The 26,147-nt window shown below is 38.6% G+C and carries 20 protein-coding genes; 15 read left to right on the top strand and 5 right to left on the bottom strand.

Going from position 1 to position 26,147, the window contains the following annotated elements; genetic code table 11:
- Positions 1–30 precede the first annotated feature (30 nt).
- The gene (locus tag J7J00_RS16320; protein WP_214792195.1) at positions 31–900 is read right to left on the bottom strand and encodes an AraC family transcriptional regulator; all 870 of its coding nucleotides are present in this window, start codon (positions 898–900) and stop codon (positions 31–33) included.
- A gap of 34 nt (positions 901–934) precedes the next feature.
- Between J7J00_RS16320 and J7J00_RS16315 the strand changes: the two genes are divergently transcribed.
- The 5 genes from J7J00_RS16315 to J7J00_RS16295 all read left to right on the top strand — a co-directional run bounded on the left by J7J00_RS16315 (position 935) and on the right by J7J00_RS16295 (position 6,259).
- Positions 935–1,102: a hypothetical protein gene (locus J7J00_RS16315; protein WP_214792193.1), complete on the top strand. Its 168-nt coding sequence runs from the start codon at positions 935–937 to the stop codon at positions 1,100–1,102.
- The gene (locus tag J7J00_RS16310) at positions 1,099–2,604 is read left to right on the top strand and encodes a UxaA family hydrolase (RefSeq protein WP_214792191.1); all 1,506 of its coding nucleotides are present in this window, start codon (positions 1,099–1,101) and stop codon (positions 2,602–2,604) included. Before J7J00_RS16315 ends, J7J00_RS16310 begins: the two co-directional genes overlap by 4 nt.
- 44 nt (positions 2,605–2,648) lie before the next feature.
- Positions 2,649–3,662, top strand: a complete 1,014-nt coding sequence (locus J7J00_RS16305) for a zinc-binding alcohol dehydrogenase family protein (RefSeq protein WP_214792189.1) — start codon at positions 2,649–2,651, stop codon at positions 3,660–3,662.
- Between the two features lie 82 nt (positions 3,663–3,744).
- A complete protein-coding gene (locus tag J7J00_RS16300) occupies positions 3,745–5,265 on the top strand; it encodes a tagaturonate reductase (protein WP_214792187.1) in 1,521 nt (506 codons plus the stop codon).
- 289 nt (positions 5,266–5,554) lie between these two features.
- Positions 5,555–6,259 carry a TerC family protein gene (locus J7J00_RS16295; RefSeq protein WP_214792185.1) on the top strand — a complete coding sequence of 235 codons (705 nt, stop codon included), beginning with the start codon at positions 5,555–5,557 and terminating at the stop codon, positions 6,257–6,259.
- A gap of 193 nt (positions 6,260–6,452) precedes the next feature.
- On the opposite strand, the gene J7J00_RS16290 is transcribed toward J7J00_RS16295, so the two are convergent.
- The gene (locus J7J00_RS16290) at positions 6,453–7,934 is read right to left on the bottom strand and encodes an aldehyde dehydrogenase family protein (protein ID WP_214792183.1); all 1,482 of its coding nucleotides are present in this window, start codon (positions 7,932–7,934) and stop codon (positions 6,453–6,455) included.
- Positions 7,935–8,440: 506 nt separating this feature from the next.
- Between J7J00_RS16290 and J7J00_RS16285 the strand changes: the two genes are divergently transcribed.
- The 8 genes from J7J00_RS16285 (at position 8,441) to J7J00_RS16250 (ending at position 21,069) form a co-directional block, all read left to right on the top strand.
- On the top strand, positions 8,441–10,273 hold the full coding sequence (locus tag J7J00_RS16285; RefSeq protein ID WP_214792181.1) for a sigma-54-dependent Fis family transcriptional regulator: 1,833 nt from the start codon (positions 8,441–8,443) through the stop codon (positions 10,271–10,273).
- A 252-nt stretch (positions 10,274–10,525) separates the two neighbouring features.
- The gene (locus J7J00_RS16280) at positions 10,526–11,671 is read left to right on the top strand and encodes a histidine kinase N-terminal domain-containing protein (protein WP_214792179.1); all 1,146 of its coding nucleotides are present in this window, start codon (positions 10,526–10,528) and stop codon (positions 11,669–11,671) included.
- An 813-nt stretch (positions 11,672–12,484) separates the two neighbouring features.
- A complete protein-coding gene (locus tag J7J00_RS16275) occupies positions 12,485–13,903 on the top strand; it encodes an amino acid permease (RefSeq protein WP_309487189.1) in 1,419 nt (472 codons plus the stop codon).
- 236 nt (positions 13,904–14,139) lie between these two features.
- Positions 14,140–14,892, top strand: coding sequence for a hypothetical protein (locus tag J7J00_RS16270; RefSeq protein ID WP_309487182.1), 753 nt, complete (start codon positions 14,140–14,142; stop codon positions 14,890–14,892).
- A 276-nt stretch (positions 14,893–15,168) separates the two neighbouring features.
- A complete protein-coding gene (locus J7J00_RS16265) occupies positions 15,169–16,164 on the top strand; it encodes a cation diffusion facilitator family transporter (protein ID WP_214792173.1) in 996 nt (331 codons plus the stop codon).
- A gap of 176 nt (positions 16,165–16,340) precedes the next feature.
- A complete protein-coding gene (locus tag J7J00_RS16260) occupies positions 16,341–17,084 on the top strand; it encodes a Cof-type HAD-IIB family hydrolase (protein WP_214792171.1) in 744 nt (247 codons plus the stop codon).
- Between the two features lie 170 nt (positions 17,085–17,254).
- A complete protein-coding gene (locus tag J7J00_RS16255) occupies positions 17,255–18,253 on the top strand; it encodes an NAD(P)H-dependent flavin oxidoreductase (protein WP_214792169.1) in 999 nt (332 codons plus the stop codon).
- Between the two features lie 422 nt (positions 18,254–18,675).
- On the top strand, positions 18,676–21,069 hold the full coding sequence (locus J7J00_RS16250) for a YhgE/Pip domain-containing protein (RefSeq protein WP_214792167.1): 2,394 nt from the start codon (positions 18,676–18,678) through the stop codon (positions 21,067–21,069).
- Positions 21,070–21,261: 192 nt separating this feature from the next.
- Here the strand turns inward: J7J00_RS16250 and J7J00_RS16245 are convergent, their stop codons facing one another.
- The 3 genes from J7J00_RS16245 to J7J00_RS16235 form a co-directional block, all read right to left on the bottom strand.
- Positions 21,262–21,861, bottom strand: a complete 600-nt coding sequence (locus tag J7J00_RS16245; protein WP_098369506.1) for an exonuclease domain-containing protein — start codon at positions 21,859–21,861, stop codon at positions 21,262–21,264.
- A 218-nt stretch (positions 21,862–22,079) separates the two neighbouring features.
- On the bottom strand, positions 22,080–22,958 hold the full coding sequence (locus J7J00_RS16240; protein WP_214792165.1) for a helix-turn-helix domain-containing protein: 879 nt from the start codon (positions 22,956–22,958) through the stop codon (positions 22,080–22,082).
- 303 nt (positions 22,959–23,261) lie between these two features.
- The gene (locus tag J7J00_RS16235) at positions 23,262–23,888 is read right to left on the bottom strand and encodes a CAP domain-containing protein (protein ID WP_214792162.1); all 627 of its coding nucleotides are present in this window, start codon (positions 23,886–23,888) and stop codon (positions 23,262–23,264) included.
- Positions 23,889–24,674: 786 nt separating this feature from the next.
- Here J7J00_RS16235 and J7J00_RS16230 point away from each other — a divergent pair.
- Together J7J00_RS16230 and J7J00_RS16225 are read left to right on the top strand one after the other, a co-directional pair.
- Positions 24,675–25,253 carry a GNAT family N-acetyltransferase gene (locus J7J00_RS16230; RefSeq protein WP_214792160.1) on the top strand — a complete coding sequence of 193 codons (579 nt, stop codon included), beginning with the start codon at positions 24,675–24,677 and terminating at the stop codon, positions 25,251–25,253.
- A gap of 177 nt (positions 25,254–25,430) precedes the next feature.
- Positions 25,431–25,865, top strand: coding sequence for a DMT family transporter (locus J7J00_RS16225; RefSeq protein WP_214792158.1), 435 nt, complete (start codon positions 25,431–25,433; stop codon positions 25,863–25,865).
- The last annotated feature ends 282 nt before the right edge of the window (positions 25,866–26,147 follow it).

Raw genomic sequence — 26,147 nt, 5'->3', positions numbered from 1 at the left:
ACTTCCATTTTTCATGTTTACTAGGCATGCTTAGCGCATCCGATTTTCTTTTCGAAATGTTGCAGGTGTTTTTTCATTGTATTTTTTAAAGGTGCGAAAAAATTGGGGCATGCTTTCAAAACCACACATCTCAGCAATATGGGCAATGGTGTGATTCGTTTCCAGTAAAAGTTCCTTTGCCTTGATGATTCTTTTCGTATTTAAATATACTATTAAGCCAATTCCAGTCGTTTCCTTAAAAACTCTGCTGAAATGAGCGGGACTGACCAAAGCTTTTTGTGCAAGTGTCGTCAAAGTCAATGCTTCATCGATATGTTCATTAATATAAATTAAAATATCTTTAATCCATCCTGAACTATAGCTATTGCCCTCTGGTATATCTTCTTTGCCATTTATCCGGGTACGGTATAAATCAAGTATGATTTGATGAACGGTCAGCAAACAAGCATGCCTCGAGCCCATTGATTGGCTAGTGGTTTCTTGCAGGATGAGTTGTAGCTGTTCCTCCATCTTTACTTGTTTATTTTTCGGCAATGATATTTTATAATTCTTACTCTTTTTTGTCAGGTCAAACAAATGTAAATATGAAAAAGAATCATCAACCATATCTTTATATATCAATGTGGGACTGAAAAAGATAATGGTGGAGGTAACAGGGTCGTCCTTATTGGGTAAAGCCCTATGAATTGTATTATTAGAAATCAGGAATACATCCCCTTGCTGCATATCATAAAACACATCACCAATAAAAAAGGTCCCCTTACCGTTATAAACATAAACAATTTCATAATAGTCATGCATATGATCGGACAATTCATTCTGGGGACTTTTCGTATCCTGATAGACAAAAGAAAATGGGAAGAGTAAATCATGATTTAATATATTATGAATTTTTTTCATTTCGTTCATCTCCTGAAAGTATAATACAACAAGAATGAGTATATTTATAGCAAAATATGCAATTTATATTTCAAAAATTGATGTTAAAATTGAAATAGATTTAAAAATTAAAAAAGTTCAAGCGGAAAATGAAAGGGCTTTCGGAATGGATTGGCGTTTGGTTTTGAACGTCTTCATTCATGATAAGGAGGGGACAAAATGAATAAATTTGTTCAATTGCATTCAAATGATGATGTTGTTATTTCCTTGGAGGGGATTCATAAAGGACAGAGCCTCCAGATTCAAACGGAAAACAGGGGAATGATCCATATAAAGGCAAGTGATGACATTCCTAAAGGGCATAAAATGTTAGTGAAACCGATAAAACGAGGGGAGGATGTAATCAAATTCGGCTACTCGATCGGAAAAGCTAAAGAAGATATCTCAATTGGCGATTGGGTTCACACCCATAATCTAGCATCCGGTTTGCATGGTATATTGGATTATTCCTATCAACCTAGCAGTCAACATACAAAAGAGCCAAGTCAAGATCATACCTTCCAAGGATATATCCGTGAAAATGGGGAAGTGGGTATCCGGAATGAAATCTGGATCATCAACACGGTTGGTTGCATCAATAAAACATGTGAAATTCTCGCTAAAATGGGAAATGAGCAGTTTAAGGATCGACAAATCGATGGGATTCATCACTTTTCCCACCCATACGGCTGTTCTCAATTGGGAGATGATTTGACACATACACAGAAACTTTTAGCTGCCTTGGCTCAACATCCAAATGCAGCAGGGGTTTTAGTTGTTGGGTTAGGATGTGAGAACAATCAAATCGAAGCATTTAAAGAGGTCATAGGCGAATTTCCTCCAAATCGCATTAAATTTTTAAAAGCCCAGGAGGTTCAAGATGAATTGGAGAGCGGCTTACGTTTAATGGGAGAATTAGTGGAATATGCCGAAGGATTCGTACGCAAGCCCGTACCGGTTTCAAAGCTGGAAATAGGCCTGAAATGCGGGGGTTCCGATGGTTTTTCAGGCATTACTGCTAATCCATTGGTTGGTGCGGTTTCCGACCTTATTGTAGAAAATGGCGGGACCACGATATTGACAGAGATTCCTGAGATGTTTGGAGCGGAAACGATATTGATGAACAGGGCAAGAGATGAAGAAACCTTCAATAAAATCGTTGGCCTTATTAATGATTTCAAACAGTATTTCATTCGCCATGATCAGGAAATTTATGAAAACCCTTCACCTGGAAACAAGGAAGGCGGCATAAGTACGCTGGAGGAAAAATCACTTGGGTGCACGCAAAAAGGCGGCCATGCGACTGTAGTGGATGTTAGCCCATATGGTGAAAGGGTAGTGAAGCATGGTTTGAATTTAATCAATTCTCCTGGAAATGACCTGATTTCGGTGACGGCTTTGGCAGCAGCAGGTGCACATATCGTTCTGTTCACTACGGGAAGGGGAACACCATTTGGCGGACCGGTGCCAACCGTGAAAATAGCAACGAATTCAGATTTAGCCGATCGTAAAAAACACTGGATTGATTATAATGCAGGGCAATTGATTGAAGGTCAAAAAATCGAGGAATTAAAAGACGATTTATTCCAATACATTCTTGAACTTTCATCAGGTAAAAAGAAAACGAATAATGAAAAATTCGGTTATAGGGAGATAAGCATCTTTAAAGAAGGCGTCATTCTCTAACAGGTGTACATATCTATTAAGATACTAAAAAGGAGTGTTATTCAATGAAAAGTATTGTTTGTGAACAACCTTTTGAATTTAAGATGATCGAGACGGAAAAACCGGTTCCAAACTCAGGCGAAGCTTTGGTTCGTGTGCGGCGAATAGGAATTTGCGGTACGGATATTCATGCCTATGGTGGTAATCAACCCTTTTTTAGCTATCCTCGAATACTTGGACATGAATTATCCGGTTATATTGAATCCATACCAGAGAATGAATCAGGGCTGAATGTCGGGGATCAAGTATCGATCATCCCCTATATGGAATGTGGAAAATGCCTGGCTTGCAGAAGTGGGAAAACGAACTGCTGTACGGATATGAAAGTTTTGGGTGTACATTCTGAAGGCGGCATGAGTGAGTGGATGACGGTTCCTTATAATCATTTGGTGAGAACAGAGGGTCTTACACTTGACCAATCCGCAATGATAGAGCCATTAAGTATAGGGGCTCACGCAGTTAGACGCGCTGCTATTCAAAAAGGGGAATTTGCACTGGTAATTGGTGCTGGTCCAATTGGCTTGGGAGTCATGGCATTCGCTAAAGAACAGGGTGCGAAGGTGATCGCAATGGATGTAAATGATGAACGCCTTGCGTTTGCTGGCCAATGGGCAAATGTCGATTATACGTTGAACGTTTTGGAGAATCCAATGGAGGAATTAGCCCAATTGACAAATGGAGATATGCCAAGCGTGGTATTTGATGCGACAGGTAATGCTAAGTCAATGATGGATTCATTTAAATATCCTGCTCACGGCGGAAGGCTGATTTATGTTGGGCTAGTTAAAGCGGATATTTCCTTTAATGATCCTGAATTCCACAGTAAAGAGCTTACATTAATGGGAAGCCGTAATGCAACAAGGGATGACTTTGATTATGTCGTGAATACGCTGAAGAATGACAAGCTGGATATGGGTCCGTATATTACACACCGCACACATTTGGATGAAATGATCAATCAGTTTGAAGGGTGGTTAACTCCTGAGGCTAAAGTGATCAAGGCTATCGTCGAAATTTAAGCATTACGTATCCTGTCATAAGGGCAACCTCTTAAATCGCACTCTGAATTGGATATTTCAATAAGAAAGGTGTTCTTTGATCATGAACATAAATAAATGTCAGCTAAAGAGTCTGAGTAAAGCTACAAGAGCTGTCAAATATTCACATATGATGGATTTTCCCATAAAAGTATTGCAGATTGGGGAGGGGAATTTTCTTCGAGGCTTCTTCGATTGGATGATTCATGAATGTAATAAACAAGGTCATTTCATGGGAAGTATTGCAGTTACCCAGCCTCGCCGCGCCGGGAAAGGGAAAATAGAGGAAGTGAAGCGGCAAGATGGCCTGTATACATTAATGTTACGTGGTTTTCACCAAGGGGAGAAAATGGAACATACAGAGATCATTTCCGTTTTTTCGAAGGTAATTGATCCATATGAAGATTGGGTGGAATTTTTAGCGTTATCAGAAAATCCTGAATTGGAATTTGTAGTTTCCAACACGACTGAAGCAGGGCTCAAATACCAGCCGATTCCTTTGGAAGAAGGAAAGCCAATTGAATCCTTTCCAGGAAAACTGACTGCTTTTTTGTATCATCGTTATCTGCATTTCAACGGAGATGCGAAAAAAGGACTGATCATGCTGCCTTGCGAGCTTTTAGAGAGAAATGGTGATTCATTGAAGCAATGCGTTCTTAAGCATTGCAGGGATTGGGATTTACCAAAGCCATTCATGAAGTGGGTGGACCGGGACAACCTATTCCTAAACTCGCTTGTAGACCGTATCGTTACAGGATTCCCAGCCAGTGAGTCGGACAAACTATTTACGGAATGGGGATATAAGGATACTCTGCTAAATACGGCAGAACCCTACCATTTATGGGCTATTGAAGGTGACCCTTGTATTGATCAACGTCTTCCTTTACAACAAGCAGGCTTAAATGTACGTTGGGTAAAAGATTTAACACCTTATCAAATGAGGAAGGTACGGATTCTTAATGGTTCTCATACTTTGATGGCTCCTTTAGGCATTTTATCTGGAATGGAAGAAGTAAAACAGGCAATCGATCATCCGGAATTCAATCAATTTCTGAGCAATGCCATCGAAAAGGAAATAATTCCTTCATTACCTTTTGATCAAAATGAGATGATGTTATATGGGGAAAGTGTTCTTGAGCGATTTAAGAATCCTTTTGTACATCACCTCCTGGCCGATATTTCGCTGAATAGCATTTCGAAGTTCAAGGTCCGTCTCCTGCCTACCTTAGAGGAATATCATAAGGCGCGAGGCAGGCTGCCTGACTGTATCGTTCGAGGTTTTTCAGGTTTGATCCGATTTTATAAGGTTCACGAAGTGAAGGGGAGTTATATTGGTAAAAGCTTTGCGGGTAAAGTCTATGTCGTTAAAGATGATATAAAGACAATTGAATTTTTCAAGAAACAATGGCTTCGTTATGATAAGGGGGAAATCCCGCTTAGACAATTGATAGAAGCCACCTTAAGTAATCAATATCTATGGGGGAAGGATTTGAGCGGTATCCCGAACCTAGGAAACGAATTATGCCAATATCTAGAAGGAATGATTGATGGAGATTATCCGTTTAAAGGATTCGGGCAAAGTTAAGTTCATGAATATCCTGCATATCTCTCATTTTTTTCTTTATTTTATTTGTATTTTTGGTATACTGAATTAGTGATATTTTTTCTTGGTAGTTTCCTAATGGAAAGATATTAAAAGAGTTACATATTCTTTATTCCCGTGAAGGGGAGTAGCGTCAGGTATAACCTGAAATAAAGTCGTCATTACGTGGGAATCCCACCGGCTTTATTGGCCTAATTCATTTAGTGCTTAGCGAGACCTTTGCCATTTATGGCAGAGGTCTCTTTATTTTTGTATAAAGGAGGAAATAGTGTTGGATTTTTTTACAGGTGAATTCATTTCAGGACTTTTAGCGATCATTATGATAGATTTGGTTCTAGCCGGTGATAATGCGATCCTTATTGGATTGGCTGCAAGAAAGCTTCCAAAAGAACAGCAAAAAAAGGTGATAATTTGGGGAGCGGTCGGGGCAATAGTGATAAGGATCATTGCAACGCTGCTGGTTGTTGTACTTTTAGAGGTACCTGGACTGCATTTAATAGGCGGATTACTTCTTGTATGGATTGCTTATAAGCTCCTTATCGAAGAAGAGGATCATGATTTGAAGCCTGCAGATTCGATGTGGGCTGCCATAAAAACGATCATTATTGCGGATGCTTTGATGGGATTGGATAACGTCCTAGCGGTTGCAGGTGCATCACATGGTAACTTCACTTTAGTGGTGATCGGTTTACTTGTTTCCATCCCAGTAGTGATGTATGGAAGTACTTTGATCCTGAAACTGATTGAACGTTTCCCAGTCATCATAATAGTTGGTGCGGGAATACTAGGTTGGACAGCTGCTAAAATGATTGTAGCTGAACCCTTCATGCAAGACTATTTTGCAAATCCCTTCATTAAATACGGATTTGAAGCGATAGTGGTGATTGGAATCCTGGTTGCCGGGACTTCAAGACAGAAAAATATTGAAAAAGAAAAAGCAAACAGAGAAAAAATGCAAATCGAACGTAATGGATAATGGACACAGAGAGACCTTTCGAAAATGAAAGGTCTCTTCTTTTTGTCTAAGCCCTATAAGTTACAAAACAAGCAAAAGGTGTACCAAAGTCCACACTTTGGTACACCTTTTGCAAATATTCAAGGAAACGATAACATGCATTACAATCACGATATCTGAGCCGAATGATCTTATGGAGCGTTCACTCTTTTATTTAGTTTAAGTTAATCCATACACTTTTGACTTCCGTATAATTTTCCAAAGCATAACTGCCCATTTCCCGACCAATTCCACTTTGTTTAAAACCGCCAAATGGAGAAGCTGCATCAAAGGCGTTATAGCAGTTTACCCAAACTGTACCTGCTTTTAATTCATTGGCCACATAATGGGCTTTTTTTACATCTTGTGTCCATAAACCTGCAGCCAAACCATATTCTGAGTTATTTGCACGGTTTATCACATCATCCAAATCATCAAAAGGCATTGCAGCTACAACAGGACCGAAGATTTCTTCTTTAGCGATCGTCATTTCATCTTCAACGCCTGCAAATATTGTAGGTGCTACAAAATAGCCCTCTCCTTGTCCATATTTGCCCCCTGTAACCACTTCAGCTCCTTCAGACTTTCCTTTTTCAATATAACTGCCCACTCGTTCCAATTGTTTACTGGAAACCAATGGCCCTATCTGTGTAGATGGATCAAGACCGGCCCCTTGTTTAATGTTTTTTGCATGAGACACTAAGTCGGCTACCACATTGTCATAGGATTTCTTTTGAATGTACAGGCGGGAACCGGCACAGCAAACTTGTCCTTGATTAAACATGATGCCCATTAAAGCACCAGGAATGGCTTTACTCATATCTGCATCCGGTAGAATGATATTAGGTGATTTCCCGCCTAACTCCAACGAGATTTTTTTCACAGTTCCCGAAGCTTGGCGCATGATCATTTTCCCTACTGAGGTTGAACCGGTAAAGGCAATTTTATCGACATCTGGATGGTCTACAAGCGGTGACCCTGCTGTTTCCCCAAATCCAGGGATGACATTGAGAACGCCAGGAGGAAAACCGGCTTCAAGCGCCAATTGACCTAAATATAATGCTGAAAGCGGCGTTTGCTCTGCTGGTTTTAAAACGATCGTACATCCGGTTGCAAGGGCTGCGCCTAATTTCCATGCAGCCATAAGAAGAGGGAAATTCCATGGGATGATTTGTCCTACCACTCCAACTGCTTCATGTCGGGTATAATTGAAGTAATTCCCAGCAACAGGTATTGTTTGTCCTACTATCTTAGTTGTCCACCCAGCATAATAGCGGAAGTGATCAATTGCAAGGGGGACATCGGCATTAGTGGTTTCGCCAATTGGCTTGCCATTATCCAAGGTATCCAATTGTGCTAACGCCTCTTTATGTTCCTCCATGAGGTCCGCTAATTTATAAATAAGGCGGCTGCGTTCCGATGCACTCATTTTTTTCCAAGGACCGTTGTCGAATGCCTTCCGGGCTGCTTTGACTGCTTTATCTACATCTTCCGGACCTGCTTCACTCACGACCGCTAAAACTTTGCCGTTTGAAGGATCGAGAGTCTCAAAGGTTTTTCCTGAAGCAGCTTCCACCAATTCCCCATTAATCAAAAGCTTTTTAGTGCCCTTCAAGAATTCTTGCACCCGTGGATTAAGTTTAATAGTTTGTTCCATGTTAATACCCCTTTTCATTTGGATTTTAAGTTCGATATCTGTTCAGACAATGGTGTTCCTCTAAGTAAAGGATCAGGTATGATCTTATGTTTTTGATACAATTCTCTTTGGCTGCCTTGCAGCAAGTCAGAATATTTTTAAAAACTGGATTACTTGATTCTTTCCCCCCTTATCAAAAGGAATCAATTTCTCGACATGTAATTATGCAAGACTTATGCCATAACAAAAAATCGATGAAACCAGTTAAAAGATGGTAGAGCGATATCGGAAGGTGCCATACTGTTCCATATTGGAACAGGCAGGTGTTCCAATATGGAACAAAAATGTTTAGCAGTTCGTATAAGTCCGTTTTCATTTTGGTGAATATCTGAATTTTCTGTTATAATTAAAACTGTATGAACGAACCCTGAATGCTCTGAAACTTTGAATTATATATAGTTTCATTTATGAAATTGGATAAAAAACAGTAGCAGATTTACTCGATTATACATACGGGAGGATTATCAATGTCTGTTAATATAAGCGCGGATAAAGGAACCATACCGGTATTTATTCAAGAATCATGGCAGCGGTGCATTTCGAAGGGACTTCAGCCAAGCATGATGGATAAGGAAGATATGCTTGGTGCATTTGAGTTGGCCGAATACCACGATCGATATGCGGAACTCCTGCACCATTCTTCCCCCATTTTAGAAGAAGTTTATCGCTCGATTAATGGTTTGGAGTCCATTTTATTACTTGCTGCTCCTGAAGGATATATCATCGAAACAGTTGGGGATCCAGCTTTCATTCGCCATGCAGATAATGTTTCTTTAAGGAAAGGGGCCAATTGGCTAGAGGAATCAAAAGGAACAAATGCAATAGGAACAGCCATAGTAGAGAAAAATCCTGTATTGATTCATGGCAGTCAACACTTTCATCAGGATAACCATTTCCTCACTTGTGCTGCATCGCCCATTTATCACCCTGATGGGCATCTGCTTGGTGTTTTGAACTTAAGCAGTCATCAACAAAATTATCATCCTTTTTCCATTAGCTTAGTTCAAAGGGTGGCTGATAGCATCAAACAAGCACTCTTATTGTCCCATACACAAAAAAGGGAGAAAAACCTTTATTTTATATATGATTCATACCCTGATCCGTTAATTACCCTTGATAAAGAGGGGAAAGTTACAGATCTCAATTTAGCGGCGTCACATGTTATCGGCACTTTGAAAAAACCGGTATCGAATATAATATCAGGAACAGATCCACTTGTTTTGGAACAGAGGGTTTCAATTAAAGACCAGGAATTTTTAGTGCAAACACTAGGCGAAAATATGGAAAATCAATCATCCGTGATCGTTCGGTTAAAAAAACAAAAATTGATTGATGGTTTAACAACCAATCGTTATCAATTTACAGATATACTAAGTAACGATCCGCAAATGAATCAAACCATATCCATTGCTAAAAGAGCTGCAGCTCTTGATATCAGCCTGCTGATCACTGGAGAAAGCGGAACCGGAAAAGAACTGTTCGCTCAATCCATTCATGGGGTTAGCTTAAGAAGTGATAAGCCATTCATCGCCATCAATTGCAGCGCAATTCCCGAAAATTTATTGGAAAGTGAGTTATTTGGGTATGAAAAGGGTGCCTTTACTGGAGCAAAAAGCGGCGGGCATAAGGGGAAGTTCGAAGCTGCAGATGGCGGAACCCTTTTTTTGGATGAAATCGGGGACATGCCGCTCCAAGCTCAAGCGACTCTGCTCCGAGTGCTTCAGGAACGATGTGTGACGCGTGTCGGCGGACATGCTTCCATTCCAATCGATGTAAGGGTCATCGCCGCCACCAACAAAGACTTACAAAAAGAAATTGAAGCTGGAGAATTCCGTGCAGATCTATTTTTTCGCCTTTGTGGATTATCATTAAAACTTCCAAATCTGAGGAGTCGCAAAGATTTATTGCTGTTAGCAGAATACATTTTAGTGGATTTACCTTATAAGAGCGAACATACCGAACTAACTAATGAAGCTAAAACATTCATTTTGGAATATTCATGGCCAGGAAATTTCCGTGAATTGCAAAACGTACTGGGACAGGCTGCATTCCTAGCTGATAATGGCCCGATTACAAGGGACCTGCTTGTGGCACTTTGTCCTGTTTCTTCCATTACAAATGAGGAAGGGGCAAATGACGATCAAGAACCAAGAAACTTTCAAGAACAAGAAACCCAACTTATCAGAAATACATTGAAACGAACAAATGGAAATATCAGTAACGCCGCGAAACAACTCGATATCGGCCGAAATACGCTTTATAGAAAAATGAAAAAATATGGAATCAAACTTCAAAAGTAAGAGTTTCTTAGTATATATATAAACATGAATGATGAGTTTCCATTTTATGAAAATCTCAGATTCCCGACCTGATTTGGTCGGTTCTTTGGTATCGCAAGTAAACATATGCGGACCAGCATACCTTGTCTCCTTATAAGCTACATTTCACCTTAAAAACAATAAATAATGAAGTGCAGAAAATCAAAATCTCATATAGAATGATGTTATTGATATAGTATCTAAAATTCCGTAAGGGGATGTGTGGTCAATAGTATGGAGTTGTCATCTGAACATAAGAAGTATAAAAATGTATTGATTCAATATTTGGAAGAAAATGAATCTGTGTTTTTAAATGAATGGAACGAGACTATTAAGATCAATGAAATAGACCCCTACAAAGATAAGATTAAAGAAAATGGTTATGGGATGTACTCACTGGTCATCCAAACGTTCAAGGAGGTATTGTCTGAAGAAGTGCTGATAAAATTGGCTTACCAGGTTGCAAAAGAGCGACTTGAAGCAAATATCAACATTGGGGATTTTCTATATAATATCAATTTGGGGAGAAATATCATAATCAAAAATCTATTTGGGGCCAATATCCCAATTAATTATATGCAGAAATTCATTAATGATATCAACCTGCACTTTGATATGTTCAGCTACCATGCAGTAACGATATATACGAATCTTACAAATGAATTGATTGAGGAGAAAAAGTCTTATATTAGTGAAAACCACAAAGATAAATTAGCGGTACTGGGTCAGATATCATCAAGCTTTGTACATGAGTTCCGAAACCCTCTTACAGCTATCATGGGGTTCAATAAATTACTGAAAAGGGAGAACCCGGGCTTGAAATATTTAGATATCATTGATTATGAATTAAATCAGTTGAATTTCAGGATAACCCAATTCCTCCATACCTCTAAATCAGATTTTAATGAGGAACAAAGAGAGGAAATTTCCGTGTTGAAATTAATTGAAGAAATTCAAGAACTGACTTATGCAAATATTGTGGATGCCAGTGTTAATGTGGAAATAGATATTTTTCCAAACTTCGTCATGACAGCGAGCAAGGATGGGTTAAAACAAGTGTTCTTGAATCTTTTTATTAATTCCATTGATGCCTTAAAGGATAAGGAACATCCAAGAATTTTGAGGATAAACTCTTTAATTGAGGCGAATGAAAGAATAATTAGAATTTCAAATAATGGACCGGCCATTGCCAGTGAATTGATTGAATCTATTTTTGAGCCCTTTGTCACAACGAAAGAGTTAGGAACGGGAATTGGATTATACGTATGTAAAAAGATCATTGAAAGTAATGCTGGATATATGAATTGTGTCTCCAATGAAGATTTAACCACATTCAGTATCCATTTTCCCTCAGTTCAGAACGAATTTATAAGGGTTTAATACATATCATATAGTGACATTACATAAAGCATTAAATACTTATCGATATTTTTGGAAGCTTGTACATAGATTTTTGATTAATAGCGGAAGGAAATTCTAGGTTTTCCTGTATTTACAAAAACATTCTCAGTGAAAATAAATCTATTTGGAAGATGCCAAGAAATCATAATATGGATTTTAGCATCTTTTTTTTTTATCCCTGCTATTTTTCAGTATATATATGTGTCGAAATTTTAAAAGAAAGCAATTAAATTGTCATTTTTAATTCGATTGTGGATCAAAAAGGATCGATAATTAATATATGAATCATAAATTGGATTGATGATTCAATAATGAATCGTTTTAAATTCATAATAGCGTTAAACCCCATTAAAATAACTATCCTTTTTTTGGCATGGATATTGCTTTTATAATATATGATATGTATAAATTTTAATGAAAGAGGGTGTTTTTATAAAAAAAGAAGAGTGAGGAAAGAAATAATAGAGCTGGTTAACCATATTTTTACATAAAACGACATCGCGCAACAAAAAGCAAAGTGCAAAATCAACAAAGATCATCATTGTACCTTCCGTGTATTTCGTTGAGGGGCTGAGGTAGTGAAAAGGGAGTATAAATAGAAAAGCGGTTACGGTTAATAGAGTTTGCTGTGCAATATACATATACCGATTGTGAATTTGGCCTCATTTAAAATTAATGATGAAACGGGGATAGGACTGTAAACATTGTTTTTGACTGAAAGGTTTCTACTAGGGTACCCATGAGCAGTGGTTTACTGCTTACAAAACGGTAAATTGACAGTTTTAAAGGATGGTGACAATAGTGGCACTTCAAACAAATGAATTGAAACACGGTCTCAAGACCAGGCATGTCACAATGATTTCTATTGGCGGGGTAATTGGGGCAGGACTATTTATCGGAAGCGGAACAATAATCGATTCAGCAGGACCTGGTGCTATTTTATCGTATATAATCGCAGGATTGATGATCGTGCTAATAATGCGTATGCTGGGTGAAATGGCTGTGGTGAATCCTGATAGCGGATCCTTTTCAACATATGCACATCAAGCATTTGGTCCCTGGGCCGGATACACGATAGGCTGGTTATACTGGTTCAACTGGGTTATCATCATGGCCATTGAAACTACGTTATTGGGTACTATGATTCATGATTGGTTTCCTGGCATACCTATGTGGGCTGCCAGTCTATCTTTTCCTATATTAATGACGGTTACGAATATCTATTCAGTCAAAGCTTATGGGGAATTTGAATACTGGTTAGCTTTCATGAAAGTGGCTGCCATTGTAATATTCCTCTTCCTGGGCGCCGCCATGATTTTCGGATTTGTTCCAGGATTCGATTCACCAGGCCTCTCAAACATTACAGGGGCTGGAAAGTTTTTGCCAAATGGTTTTCTGCCTGTCCTCCTTAGTGTGATATTCATTACCTTCTCTTTATCAGGAAGTGAAGTAGCTGCCATTGCTGCAGGGGAGTCTGAAAATCCTGAGAAAAATATTATTAGAGCCATAAACAGTGTTGTATGGCGTCTCCTTCTTTTCTTTGTTGGTTCAGTGACTGTGTTGGTTCTCGTAATCCCCCAGGGGGCTGAAGATTTATTAAAAACCCCCTATGCCAGTGTATTTGATATGGCAGGCCTCCCGGCAGCGGGTCAAGTCATGAATATCGTAATCTTCATTTCATTGCTTTCGGTTTTGAATTCAGGGCTATATACAAGCTCTCGTATGTTATATTCTTTAGCAAAAAAAGGTGATGCACCGAAAATCCTTTCCCGTGTGAATAAGAGGGGAATCCCGATATGGGCGTTAATGGCAAGTGTTTTCTTTGCTTATGTGTGCACGACATTTAAATTTGTTTCCCCTGATAAATTGTTTGCTTTTCTCGCTAACAGCTCGGGAGGAGTCACTATGATCATGTATATCTTTATCGCCTTTTCCCATCTGTATTTGCGGAAAAAGAAGGAAAAAGAAAATCCAGGGACACTCAAAGTGAAAATGTGGCTATTCCCTTATTTAACCTACGCGACTATTGCCGTATTATTTATTATATTCGTTGCTCAGGCATTTATTGATTCCATGAGATTGCAATTCTTTCTTACAACCCTTCTCACGATTCTAGTTATTGGGTCATACTTTCTGTTTTATCATAAGAAAAACGTAATTACTCCTGAACAAGAAGGAAAACTAAAAAAAATTCACGTTAAGGAAGGGTAAGGAATGTAGTCTTTTTTGTCCGATTATAGAAAGAAATGATTGACTATTCAAATAAAAAGGCTGCTCTTAGTGGGCAGCCTTTTTTGGTTCCAAAATTTAACGCATTATTTTAACGGGGGGAAATAAAGCGTGTTCGGAATTGTGACTGCCATCAACCCATAATGATACTCATTCATTTGCAACTTTGAAATCCTTTGCTAGAATATAATCTATAGAAAAGATTAGGAGTGGTGACTGTGGCTGAAACTCCAGCTGAAGATTTGATTCATTATATTGCACCAAAAGGAGAGTATATCCCTTTTTTAGATGATACGGACTATATCGCTAAAGGATTGGAATGGAAATTATTCACTGCCCGTTCGGTAAAAAGAGAACTATTATACAAAAGCGGCAGTTTTCAAGCTAAAGTCAAATTGGCAGGCTATGAACAATATGGAAATGGCCTAGACACTGTAGTTGTTGAATTTGAAAATGGAAAGCTTAGTTGCATTCACCCTTCCTATTTAAAGGAAATGCAAAGCACCAGTTTCGGAAAAGAATTGTTGAGTGGACCGGTTACCGAAACATCCGCAGATTCAAGTGAAACTGAGCAGGTGATGGAAGCACCAATTACGGAAAACTCCGATCAGCTAAGTGCAGAACCAAAAAAAGCAAAAACCAAAACTAAAAAGACGACTGCAAAACCTAAATTGGACTTACCTGGGGAAAAAGTGCATTTCACTGCAACGGTCAAGGAGTTCACGGCGAAAATGAACCATTTCACTGGTGAAGAAGATGAAGTCATACTCTTGGAGAATGTCATAGTGACAACGGAGCCTGAATTGACTATCGGCGATGCTTGGTGTGGATATAGCAAGACATTAAAAAAAGCTGAGCTCGAAGAAGGGGACGCAATCGAATTTGATGGAAAAGTGGTCGACAAAAAATATAATAAAGAAATACGGTATAAAGTTAATAATCCATCTAAGTTAGTGAAACAAGAGATGTAAGCTTAACGCAGAAGGTCTTGAATGAAAGGGAGTAAGCCGCCGCTTACTCCCTTTTTTGTTGCTTTAATCAGTTTTCAAAAGAAATGAATGCGTTCATGTGAACTTATTAGAATAGATGAGTCCATTCCTGGAATATATTCGTTTGTGGGAATTACAACTTATGACCATTCACCAATCGTATAGTTAAGGGTTTCGCTTATGTGGTTTCATATTTTCCAGTGTTGGGGATAATACATTATGATAATGGATTTATAAAAAGAGTAGGGGGGTTATTATATGAAAGAGTTATTTCGGTTATTAAAACAAGGTAATAAATCGGCGTTCATTGCTGCCTGTGTGAATAGTATCATCGCTGTGCTAAAGGGGATTGCTTATTTCATGACAGGCAATGTAGCTATGTTTGCTGAAACTTTACATACTTTGGGCGATGCTGCGAATCAGTTTTTCGTATTCATTGGATCCGCACTAAGTAAAAAGTCACCAACTGATCGATTCCCTGATGGTTTTGGACGTTTGGTTAACCTCGTATTATTAGGGGCAGTATTGGTTGTCGGGATCATGTCTTATGAAACGATTAAAGAAGGGTTCCATCACATTTTGCACCCTGTAGAATCAACTGGTATCCTTATTAACTTGTCTGTCCTTTCGTTAGCGGTTGTGTTGGAATCATATGTATTATTTAAAGCGATGAAAGAAGTGGTGCATGAGACTGGAATCGAAGCTAAAGGAGCAGCCGTCATATTTAAGAGCTTCGCTGGTTTAAAAAGAGCAAAACCGGCGACGAAATTAGTATTCATGGAAGATATGGTAGCAACCGGTGGTGGGGTACTAGCGATAATTGCCATTTTATTAGCAAACTTCACGCCCTTCATCCAAGCGGAAGGCGTTGCTTCCGTCATGATCGGTCTCGGTATGTTCTATGTGGTTGGTAGGGTATTTCTTGATAATGCTGCAGGTGCACTTGGGGAAGCCGATATTGAAATGCGACAAAAAATTGGAACTATGGTCATGGATGATCCAGACGTAAGGGATATACAGAAACTGGCCGTAATAAAAGAAGGGGAAGACTTTCATGTTGAACTTGAAGTTGAACTTGATCCCCATATTTCAATCGCCCAGGCGGATGACATTAAAGATCGGCTGTTTAATGAGATATTCAAGGAAAGAGGAGTTACGGATGTCATTATAGAATTTGATGAAAATGATGGTATCCCAATATGGGAAGGTCAGATAAAAAAAGAATTGAATGAAATGAAAAAAGAAAGGGAGTAGACGATGTTTAGAATGGCAGAATATAAAGTGGCCGGATAAAGATATTTGGTTGATTATAAAAATCATGAAACGAATGGCAATGCCTGTTCAATTATTCACGTACTTTCCTTGCGTATGCATTATAAGCTATCATGGACTTAGTTACATAAAGAAGGATTATGGAAGGGTGAATAAGAATGAAGGAACAAGATATTAAGCTGGTTGCACTTGATATGGATGGCACGCTTCTCAATAAGGCTGGAGAGATATCCCAAGAAAATCGGAGAGCGATAAAAGAAGCAGAAAATCAAGGGATTTTTGTTGTATTGAGCACAGGAAGATCCTACGCGACATGCAGTGATTTTGCAAAGTCAATGGAACTCCAATCATACCTCATTACCGTTAACGGAAGTGAAATATACGATAATCAAGGAAAACTGGTGGAAAGGAATATCGTCGATAGTGAGTCCATACAATGGATGTGGGAATTAAGCCAAAAACATGGTACACATTTTTGGGCAATTAGTTGCGATAATATATACAGGGCTGAAATGCCTGAAAAAATCCATGATTCGCAATGGCTTAAATTCGGTTTTGATACAACTGATGATGACGTCCGCAAAATCATCATGGATGAACTGGTATCAAAAGGAAACTATGAAATAAGCAATTCTAGCCCAACGAATATTGAAGTGAATGCCATGGGCGTCAATAAAGCGAAAGCGATAAAGCTTGTATGTTCATTGCTCGATATTACGATGGATAATGTTATGGCAGTAGGTGACAGTCTTAACGACCTTGCAATGATTTCTGATGCAAAAGTGGGTGTGGCAATGGGAAACGCCCAAGAAATTGTGAAAGAAAAAGCAGATTGGGTTACAGCAACAAACGAAGAAGATGGTGTGGCTAAGGCCATTCGTAAATGGGCGCTTTCAAATTGAATCGAAACTGTATGTGGGATTATTCCATATACAGTTTATTTATTGAAATGGCGCTTCATGACAAGTTAATTCAGCTGCTGAATTAATTTCTTGAAAATTGTGTATTTTAGAAGTATGATAATCTTGTAGTGTTATATTTTGGTAATATATTAAAATGGGAGGTTTCATAGATGACAAGAAGTTTGCCTGAACAGTGGTGGAATCAATTATCTTTACCAGTTATCTCAGCACCTATGTTTTTAATATCCGGTCCTGAGTTAGTGAAAGAATGCTGCTTGAATGGGGTGATTGGCTCTTTTCCAGCACCGAATGCGCGGCCGATCGAGATACTGGATCAATGGATGAGTGATATAAACGACACATTGATTGCAGCAAAGGATAAAGAACCTGGCTCAAAGATTGCTCCATGGGCAATGAATATGGTTGTCCACCGTACATATAGCCGTCTTGAAGAAGAGCTGGAATTGGTCAAAAAGCATCAGCCTCCCATCGTCATTACATCATTAGGTTCACCAAAACATGTGGTGGATGTCGTACATAGATATGGCGGGTTGGTCTTTTCAGATGTCAGCTCGGTGGATTTTGCAAAAAAAGCTGCGGAATCAGGTGTGGACGGATTGATCTTGGTTGCTGCGGGAGCCGGTGGTCATGCTGGTGAGATAAATAGCTTTGCTTTCGTGGACAGCGTAAGGACATTCTGGGACGGAATCATTTTGCTTGCCGGATCCATCAGTACTGGTCACAGTATCTTGGCAGCTCAGGCTGCAGGAGCGGATCTTGCATATATGGGTACACGTTTTATCGTGGCTAAAGAGAGCAGGGCCAATGATGAATATCGTGAAATGCTTGTCGATTCTGATCATGATGACATCATCTTGACTGATGCATTTTCAGGGGTTAATTGTAATATGCTGAAACCGAGCATCAGAAAGGAAGGATTGGACCCAGAACAATTAGCCAAAAAAGAAAAAGTCGATTTTGACAGCATGTCCAAATCATCTGAATCTAAAGCGTGGCGTGATATTTGGTCAGCGGGTCATGGCGTAGGGGCGATTAAAAAAATAGATACCGCCGCCGGCATCATAAAACAATTAGAAAAAGAATATCAGCAATCCTTAAAGAAACTGACCGGGCAGGCGGAAAAATTAAAAGGCATTATATCAAAATGATTTGTAAGCGCTTCATTTGATTATGCTAATATAGCTAATTAAAAGGGTATCCACAATGGATACCCTTTTTTGCCATGAAATATAGAGGGAATTTTATCAGCCGATGATAAGGTCTAAATCAGTAAAAAGGCAATCTTTAACAGGATATAGAGAGATAAATAGTGGATATAGGATGTAAGACAGTGAAAAAATATTGATAAAAGAATGGATAAATGTTATATTATTTTCGTGATAATGACCGAATGAACGATATAGTCATTAATTATTGTTTGCATGAAAAGTAATATATATTAAAGATTAAGATAGTGAATTTTAAATATATATTGCAGAAGCAAATGAGTAAAAATGTATTCTTCAATCCGTTTTTCACCGAGATAGATTAAATAAACGGCATATTCGTCGTATAGGAGGGCTTGGTAGGCGTGTTAAATTCTTTAAAGGGTGAATTTTTAGCCATAATAAAACATCCTATGATACTCATTTCCATAATAGGGATCATACTGATTCCTTTATTATACAGCGGCACTTTCCTGTGGGCATTTTGGGATCCATATGGTAAGGTGGACCAATTGCCTGTTGCCATTGTCAATATGGATGAGGGTGCGGAGTTCAATGAATCAGAACTTACAATAGGAAAAGATTTAGTCAAGGAGTTAAGGGAAAAGAAGGATTTCGATTGGCATTTCGTCAGTCAAAAAGAAGCAAATGAAGGCCTGGAAAAACAAGATTATTACATGAAAATAGAAATCCCGAAAAACTTCTCCAAAAATGCAACGACCTTACAGGAGGACAATCCGGAAAAACTTGATTTAATTTATACGTCCAATGAAGGGTTCAACTATATATCCACTAAAATGGGTGACGCAGCTTCAGAGAGAATCAAAGGGGAGGTTTCGTCAGCCGTTACGAAAACCTATGCGGAGTCAATGTTCGATAATTTGAACGAAATGGCTGACGGACTCAAAAGTGCCAGTGACGGAGCTGGAGAATTGAAAGATGGAACAGATACAGTGAAGAGCGGATCAAGTGAAATGGGTGAAGGGATTAACTCGGCTAAAGAAGGTTCCAAAAAAGTCGATGAAGGAATTGATTCCCTTCATTCAGGTTCTGTCGAAATCCATGAAAACCTGGAAAAATTAGCTGAAAAATCATTGACCTTTTCGAATGGGGTCGGTTCGGCAGCTGCTGGATCAAAAGAACTCAATCAAGGGTTACAACAGTTTAGCTCTGGTGTTGGACAAATGAAAGATGGGCAATCCGAGCTCTTGCAAGGAGCCAAGAAATCTGAAGCGGGTACTGGTGAATTGGCGTCTGGACTGCAACAGTCATTAGAGGGTTTCAATCAAATCGAAGAAAAGCTGCCCGCTTTGACAGAGGGAGCAAATGGTGTAGCTGCTGGAGCTTCCCAACTTTCAGGTTCATTGTCTGAATGGAGTGCAGCATCGAACGAAGCAAAAGCTGGGGCATCTGAAGTTTCGGCAGGTTTGGATGAGGTAATTTCCGGATTGAAACAACAATCAGAAGCTACGGATGATCCTGCAGAGAAAGCACGTTTGGAGGGAGTGATTACTTCTCTAACCCGCATCAGTGAAGGTAGTAAAGGAGTATCTGAAGGAGTAGGGAAACTATCGGCAAGTGCAACTGAAATTGCCAAAGGCTCAAATAGTCTTAGTGCTGGTGCTAATCAGTTAGGTGAAGGCACAAGTGCAATAAGCGGCGGTTTCACTCAATTGAAGCAAGCTCAGGATAAACTCGCCAATGGGGCGGATGAACTGAAAAATGGTCAAGGTCAATTGGTATCTGGCTTGACAACATTTGGCGATAGTATAGATTCAGCACAAAGTGGGCTTGGACAGTTAACCGAAGGCAGCAAAAACTTGGTAAGTGGACTTGATCAGCTTGAAGATGGCTCCAAGCAATTATCAAGTGGAACCTCACAGATTTCCGAAGGTTCGAAAGGTCTGGTTACAGGAACGGATAAGTTGAAGGAAGGTTCATCCAGCCTTACTAGCGGAATGGGAGAACTGGCGAATGGAGCCATTAAGTTACAAGATGGAATCGCCAAACTTTCAGATGGATCTGCAGAATTACATGACGAATTAAGTGATGGGGCAGACGAAGCAGGTAAGATAAAGTCCAATGAAGAAGTATATGACATGTTTGCAAGCCCAGTTAAAGTGGATAAATTACCAATTAATAATGTCCCGAACTATGGCACTAGTTTTGCACCATATTTAATTTCATTAAGTTTATTTATCGGGGCTATCGTTCTGACGATCATTTTCCCGTTAAAAGATCCTGCTGTTAAACCTGCGAGTGGAGTTAGCTGGTTTATTAGTAAATACAGCGTCATGGCACTCATAGGAATCTGTCAAGCCATATTGGTGGACTCGATTTTAATTTTAGGTCTTGGAATCAATGTTACGAGCCTGCCGCTATTTTTTGCAGTAAGCATTCTTGCTAGCTGTACATTCATGGCAATCATTCAGTTCCTGGGTTCGGCCTTTGACAATCCTGGCCGGTTCATAGCATTATTGATTTTGATTCTTCAACTGACCAGCAGTGGCGGAACATTCCCAAATGAATTAGTTCCTGGCTTCCTGCAAGGATTCACACCGTTCCTACCGATGACATATTCTATTAATGCTTTCCGTGCAGTCATTTCAACAGGAGATTATAGCTTCATGTGGCATAATCTTGGCATATTGGCCATATTCCTCGTTGTGGCATTAATATTATCACTTCTTTACTTTATTTATCGGTATAAGAAATTGAACGGCGCATTAAATGAAAAACAGGAAGAAGCAACTGTATAATGATCAAAAAACAGCGACCCGTCATGGGTCGCTGTTTTTTAATAAATATCAGGTAATAAGTGAAATGCAGGGAAATAAAAGTGCCCCTAAAATAACACCCATCGTAAAGAAATGTATTCCTGTTCTCATGGAATGAGCAATTTGCGATAAAACTTTGGTGCAGCCTATACAATGAAGTAATTATGCAATCAGTTATACCCTTGTCTTTTGAGAAGCAGGTGCATATTTCTTCATTGGATTTTTTGCTATGACTTCCTTTAAATAAGGATGGCCAGAAGGTCCTGGTTTTCTCATGAGTTCCATTAGGTAAGATATATCGTCCATAGCCCTGTGTGTTTGGAAATTTGTGATATTATGTGCCTGCAGTAATGTTAAGAGTTTACTATTCTCAAATCCGTATTGCTTCCAAGGTACATTCCGCATCGTACAGAACCACTTTTGATCATTGATTTCCGGATACATTTGGTAAAGGAAACTTCTATCGAAAGATGCATTATGTGCAAAAATCGAATCGGTACGGGCAATGAAGGATTTAATTTTTTCATCGTGAAAACTTTTTCCTTCCACGGAGCTGTATGGAATTCCATGAATTCTGTAGGCTTGATCATAATTCCTCCTTGCTCCATAGGAGAGAGGCTCCCTTAAAAATGATTCCTGGTCAATAAGATTAATAATTTCCCCTGTTTCACTGCTGTATGTAAAGAGTATAAGAGCAAGCTCGATGATTTCATCTGAAGAGGGACGTAAACCAGTTGTTTCTACGTCAAGCACTAAACCTAATCTATTAGACAATTTTTTTTCCTCCAGTTGGGTTACATTCTTATATTATAGCTGACATAGGATAGCTATTGAAAGTGTAATGATTGTTTTAAAGTAGCATTTTTAACTTGAAAAGGAATAGTCATTCCTGAAAAATGATTGGTAGAGCAAGAGAGAACTAACAAAGCTAAAAAAAAGATAGAACATTGCTTTTTTCAAAGCAATCTCTATCTTTTTTTATCCATTGAAGTTCATAAGCATTGCAAAATGCTTTCCAATTCATCTTCGGCAATTCGTATGAATTCTTCGTTTTTTTGAAGACTGAAAATGTTCTTGGATTGTTTTATATAGTGCAGTCCTTTTTCAGGTTGATGAAGATGAACCAGATTCTTACCAGTTAATAGATGGAGTTCCGCATATAAATATAATGATTCTTTCGAATTACAAATGTTGATCCCTTTAAAGGTATAATTTAATGATTCCTGATAATAATGAAGTTCAGTCAATGTTTGAGCCAATCCATGAATGATCTTCAAGATAATGGTACCTTCCTGATTCACATGGGGAATATTCTCGATAAATTCCAGTGCTTCATTGAAGATGTTGATGGCCTCTTCATAATTCTTCGTTTTAAAATGGATAATTCCGATACTATTTAAAACTTCTATCTCCTGTTGATGAAGAATGACCCGTTTACCCATGGTTATCTGAATGGCCTCATTCAATAATTCTATGGCCCTTTGTTTGTCATTGTACAAATAAAAAAAAGAGATACCTTCATGCCATTTCAAGAATTGATAAAACGATATCGATTTTTCCGGTGCAGTTGCCATTTCTTTTTGGACGATTTCATAAATTGCTTCATAATTACGTGTGCGTTTGTATTTGTTAATCAAAAGTTTAATGGTTTCTATGTAATTATAAATCGGTTCATTTTTGGTGGTGAAGAAATACGGCAGGTCAACTTTAAGTTTATCCGCAAAAAGTGCCAATTCATCAATGGTTGGAGAAGTGATGCTTCTTTCATAATCTGACAGGGCATTAGGTTCACATATATCCCTAGCCAGTTCTTCTCTTGTAAGATTTTGTTTTATTCGTAATTCGTTGACAGAGCCAACCTCTATTTTCATTACAATTGATCCTTTGTACCTATGTCTAGAATTCTATTTTAACATAATTTTATTTTTATAAGAACGATAATTGAAAGATAGTATGATATAACTACTTTACTTGTGTTCCTAGAGTATTCATCCAACAAAAAAAAATGAAGAACGACTTTTTATTGAAGCGAAAAATGCAAGACGTCTTTCTATATAAAGTGAAAAGTCCCCGCATATTTTTGCTTGGAGTCTCTAATCCCGGATAATAGCAAGCTTTAGATTTGGAATATAAGGATAAAAAAAGGAGGCGGCAATCTGCCGCCTCTAACGTTTTTAATTTCCAATGAATTGCTGGGTCCAATAGTGGGTGTATTTCCCACCTGTCACATGCCCAATTCCAATATGTGTATAGTTCTTGTTCATGATATTGGCCTTATGTCCAGGGCTGTTCATCCATGATTTCATGACAGCATCCGCACTAGGTTGACCTGCTGCGATATTTTCCCCTGCGTACTTGTAACTGATCCCAAAGGATTTCATCATTTCGAAAGGCGATCCATAACTGGGGCTTGTATGATTGAAATAATTACTATCTCGCATATCCTCGGATTTCAGAATTGCTACGGTAGAAATGGCTGTATCCATTTTAAGGGAAGGGAGGCCAGATTTTGACCGTTCTTCGTTCACTAAACTAAGGACCTGCTGTTCAACAGATTGACTTTCTTCGCGATTATCTGTGGTGTTGGACGTTGGAAGATTTATGATTTGCCCGATTCGAATTTGATTTGCATCGTTTATAGCAGAGTTCGTTTTAAGTAATTCGTCAATGCTGACATCATATTCAGTAGCAATTTTCGTTAAGGTATCTCCTTTTGCCACCTCGTATGTATTGGCTCCCAGCGCAACTTTTGGAGATAATAGGGATAGCGACAGTGCTGATAAAAGGATGATTTTCTTCATTTTGGTTCCTCCTAGTAGAATATCTGGATTGGAAGTATAGTATGCTATAAAAATAGTTTTGTGTAAAATTAGCTCATTAACATTCTTTATTGGAATGGGAAAAAGGTATCGAATGGGAAGATGATGTTAAGGGTCCATATAACCCGGAATTGTGTTAAGGGTAACCAAAATTATAGGGCTTTTTGATAAATCGGAAGAATTATTTCATGTAGATAAAGAATCATTTTACGTTTGCAGGCCATATTTGTCAGGGGAAATAATAATAACATCAAAACGATATAGTTATAAGGAACTATGAATGATGGATCCATTAAATTGTCTTAAGGGTGGAGCTTGAATGGATTTAAAGTCAGGGAAAGTGTTTTGGAAAAGATACATTTGAAGCTAGAAAATATCCAATGTTGGAAGAGAATCTTTCATGTGATGTTTGTATAGTAGGGAGTGGTTCATCGGGGGCACACTGTGCCTATTTTTTTTGCAGAGACTGGCCTGAATGTCGTCCTGGGAGCTTTTTTTGGAGAGACCCATGATGGTTTACCGAGGATAGGAGAATGTATCCTAACCATCCAAATTGCTATTTCTTATAAGGTTATGGCGGAATGGGACGGTTTACAGTGTCATCCTTTCCCATATCATCAGCGATTTGATTACAATGGGAGGACATAAGGACTCGGCATTGTATGTTAAGGAAATGGATTTTTCAAAAAGTATTGTCCATTAAGACAGGTATCTCTTCTTCACGAATAGAATAAAGTAGACAGCTGAAAATACCGGGGGGATTCTTTGATGTGTTTTAAGGAATTGGAAACAGAAAGGCTGCGTTTAATCGAAATAGGTCACCATCATGCTGAGAGTCTGTTCGAAATTCTCTCTAAAGATGAAGTGACCAAATATGATGGAATAGAGAGTTTAACCCGAGTTGAAGATGCCTGCCGCTTAATCGATTCGTTTAAAAGTGCTTATATAAACAAACGTGGGATGCGGTGGGGAGTCATTTTAAAGGATTCAGGCAAATTCATCGGTACTGTTGGCCTGAATCAATTGAGCCTCGCGAACAAACGCGTCGAAATAGGATATGAAATCCATCCTGAATATTGGAGGAATCACTTTACGTCTGAAGCCGTCAACGAAGTATTGCGCTATTGCTTTGAAGAATTGGGACTAATCAGAATTGCGGCTTTAACTTTCAAGGATAATATTGCATCCAGAAACCTATTGAAGAAATTTGGATTCAAAGAGGAGGGCAGTCTTCGAAGTTATCTATTTCTTCGGAATCAATCCCATGATGCCCTTGTATTTTCCTTGTTAAGTACAGAGTTTTGCCAGTTAAGACAACAAAGTATTCAGGGATTAAATAGATTATAGTTTAGTATTAGAACATTGCAGCTGGCCAATAGTGCCAGTTTTTTATTTGTGGAATATCTATCTCCCGAGGATCAATTTAAATCACTAAAGGACAATATACATATTTTTCATGTTAAAATAGAGTTCGGATTCATTAATCAGTCCGGATGGACGGACATAAAAAGGAGCAAAATCATTGTGAAGATACTATTTCCGTTCCTTGCGGTACTAGGCGGCATCACCATTGCCATACAAGGACAAATCAATGGTGGATTAGGGAAAAAAGTGGGGGTTATTGAAGCTTCTTTCATTTCGTTTGGGATCGGGACACTCGCTTTATTATTTATTGTTTTGTTCGCGGGAAATGGAAACATTTCTGCCATCGCGTCTGTTCCAAAATGGCAATTGATAGGCGGACTGTTAGGGGCTATTTATGTCATTGTGATAGTATTGGTCGTCCCTCAGATTGGAGTGGCACCTGCATTGGTCGGGGTTATCGCAGGCCAGATACTGATCGGGGCAGTCATTGACCATTTCGGTTTATTTGGAGGTGTACGAATCCCATTGGATTCGAAAAAGGTAGCAGGCATTTGTTTACTTTTCGTGTCATTATATTTATTTAATCATAAATGAGGAAGGGTCATTATTCATTGGATTTGCCACGTACATATAGGTGAGAAACTGATGGAATATCTCTATTCCTACATAGTTATTATCCGTTATTTGGGGTTTACTTGAAAATAACTCAATATTTTATTGAGAAAAAATATTATTCTACTAAAATATATTATTGAATTGGGAATGGTTTACTAGGAAAGTGGTCTTAGTAACCAACCTGGCTGGAATTATTGGAATATTTAGAAAGAATAGACGAGCGAACTTAAATGAATACTGTCATAAAGGTGTTTGAAAAAA

The sequence above is a fragment of the Bacillus sp. ISL-4 genome (assembly GCF_018613275.1).
Lineage (GTDB): Bacteria > Bacillota > Bacilli > Bacillales > DSM-1321 > Peribacillus > Peribacillus simplex_E.
The sequence above is the reverse complement of the archived record's forward strand: the minus strand, read 5'-3'. Positions and strand labels throughout refer to the sequence as shown.